The sequence below is a fragment of the Streptomyces sp. SID11385 genome, assembly GCF_010548245.1.
In the GTDB taxonomy this organism is placed as follows: Bacteria; Actinomycetota; Actinomycetes; order Streptomycetales; family Streptomycetaceae; genus Streptomyces.
On record NZ_JAAGLR010000233.1, the window covers coordinates 1 to 2,281 of the forward strand.

At 75.0% G+C, this 2,281-nt stretch carries 2 protein-coding genes and 1 pseudogene; all 3 read right to left on the minus strand.

Annotated elements, in window-relative coordinates:
• Positions 1-204 (minus strand): annotated as a pseudogene (locus G3I42_RS07150) (hypothetical protein); the annotation flags it as partial.
• Positions 205-207: 3 nt separating this feature from the next.
• Positions 208-591 carry a hypothetical protein gene (locus G3I42_RS07155; RefSeq protein WP_164283448.1) on the minus strand — a complete coding sequence of 128 codons (384 nt, stop codon included), beginning with the start codon at positions 589-591 and terminating at the stop codon, positions 208-210.
• Positions 591-2,281: hypothetical protein (locus G3I42_RS07160; RefSeq protein WP_164283450.1), on the minus strand; the 1,691-nt coding region annotated here is incomplete at its 5' end. The genes G3I42_RS07160 and G3I42_RS07155, both read right to left, overlap by 1 nt.

The following is a 2,281-nucleotide window of genomic DNA, read 5'->3' on the forward strand; positions in this document are numbered from 1 at the left end:
GGAGGGGAGCACGGTCTCGTTCGGCGCCGCCCCCGGACCGGAGGACGCCGTGTCCTGGACCGGCGGGGCGACCACGTACGGGGCCGTTCCCGGGACCGGCGGCGTGTACGCGGGCGTCGGCCCGCCGTGCTCCCCGTACGCCCCGTACGCCCCGTGCTCCCAGCGCTGCGCGAACGCGTTCCAGCGCGGCATCGCGCGCGGCATGCCTCAGCCCCCCAGGAGTGCGACGAGCGATTCGACGACGGCGGCCCCCGAGGCGAGCGCGCCCACCAGCGGTCCGGCGACGTCGACGGCCTCGCGCAACCGCGTGAGCCGGCCGCGCGAGGCGCTGCCCCCCGTGGTGATCTCGCCCTCGACGGCGGCGAGTTCGGCGTCGAGCGCCGCGTTGTCCGGGCTCGCCGTGAAGCGCGCGAGGTCCGCGCGCAGCCCGGTGACGGCGGCGAGGAGCGCCGCCTGCGCCTCGTCGCCGGGCGCGGTGCCGCCCCGTACGTACGAGACCTTGTTCCCGTCACCGATCGCGAAGGCGCTGCCCTCGACGGAACCGATGTGGACGCCCTGCCTGTCGTGGCCTTGCTCCGCTGCCCCGGTCATTACTTCTTCTCCCCCTTGCCCGCCGCGGTGTGGCTGATCGTGTTGTCGTTGCCGATGCCGATGGCGCTGTCCTTGGCGGTGTCGATGTAGACGCCGCCGTTCGCGACGTGGACGATCTTCTGGTCGAACTCGTCGGTGGCCCAGCCGGCCTCGCGCAGCGCCGTGCGCACCCCGCCCGCCACGCGGTCCTCGATCGTTTTGAGGTAGCGGGTGAGGTCCATCTCCTGGAAGAGCGACAGCTCCTCGTCCGTGCCGAGTTCGCGTACCGCCACCGAGGGCCCCTCGGCCGGGGCCCCCGCGTATCCGGCGAGGAGGCGGAGGAGTTCGCCGCGCAGCCAGCCGCCGAGCGTGCGCACGGCGTGGCCGAAGGAGGCGGGGGTGTGGACGATCGCCCAGGCGATGTGGCCCACCCGGTGCAGGGTCCGGTGGCGGCGCGCCTCCCGCTCGGCGAGCCGGTAGGCGCGCCGCACGGGCTGGAGGACGTGCGGCGCGAACTCGGCCATGAGCATGCCGCCTTGCGTGTGCACGCGGACGAAGACGGTGACGACGAGTTCCTCGTCGAAGCCGCCGACGCGGATGCGCAGGAAGTGCCGCCGCGCCTCGCCGCCCTCTTCGAGCGCCGCCACGCGGTGCGCCTCGAAGTCCTGCGGCGCGTACGGTGCCGCCTCGCGGAACTCGATGCCGTCGGCGGGCAGGAACACGCACTCGTCCAGGCGCAGTTCGCGCAGCCGGTCGATGACGGCGCCCGCGACGGCCGGGTCCCGGCGCGGCGAGGGCACGCGCAGCGCCTCGACGAGCGGGACGATGCGGCGCAGGATCTCGCCGTTGTCGAGCGGCACGGGCCGCTCGTCGCCGCGCGGGCGCAGCTCGATGGAGAGCGACCACGTACGGAAGGGGGTGCCGAAGCCGCGGAAGGGCCAGTCCTCCTCGTACATCACGAGCGGCTGGTGCTGTTCGGCGCGGAGCCTGGCGCGCAGCCGGACGAGGCGCTCGCCCGCGCCGGTCTCGGCGGGGTCGCCGGGGAGGTGGGGGAAGCGGGCCGGGGAGAGTTCCTCGCTCACCACGCGGGCGAACTGCCCGCGCCGCAGGGCGACGCAGGCGACGATGCCGCCGAGCACGCAGAGGGTGAGGACGGCGGAGAGGCGCGCGACGGCGAGAGTTCCGGAGAAGAGCGTCTCGCCGGAGAAGGCCGTGCCGCCGAGGAAGAGGGCGACCAGGACGAGAGTGAAGAGGACGTACGCGAGGTAGAGGCGCGACATCCAGCGCACCCAGAAGGCCAGAACCCGGCGGACGAGGGCAACTCCGGAGTCCAGGGGGCCCGTGCCCCTGATCCAGCGGGCGACGACGAGACCGACGCTGCCGAGGAGCGCCAGGAAGAGGAGCCCGCCGGTCACGACGAGCCCGAGCAGCCACAGGCCGAGGATGCCGGCCGCCCAGGCGACGTCCTGGTTCCGGGCCCGGACGGCGTGCGAGAGGACGCGGCCCGCGTCGATGCCGGTCGAGGGCGCGGCGAACCGCTCCTCGTGCACGTACAGCTCGTCGAGCACCGCCTCGCGGAAGGCCCGGTCGTGGTGCACGCCGACGCACAGGAGGCGGGTCGCCTCGCTCGCGGCGGGCGGTACGGGCACGCGCGTGGCGGGGGCGGCCTGGGGCGGGGGGCCGGTCAGCGAGGGCGCGGGCGGGGGGACCG

Bases quoted from the DNA above. Each gene is read 5' to 3' on its own strand.
- G3I42_RS07155 (WP_164283448.1), bottom strand. From the start codon at position 591: ATGACCGGGGCAGCGGAGCAAGGCCACGACAGGCAGGGCGTCCACATC.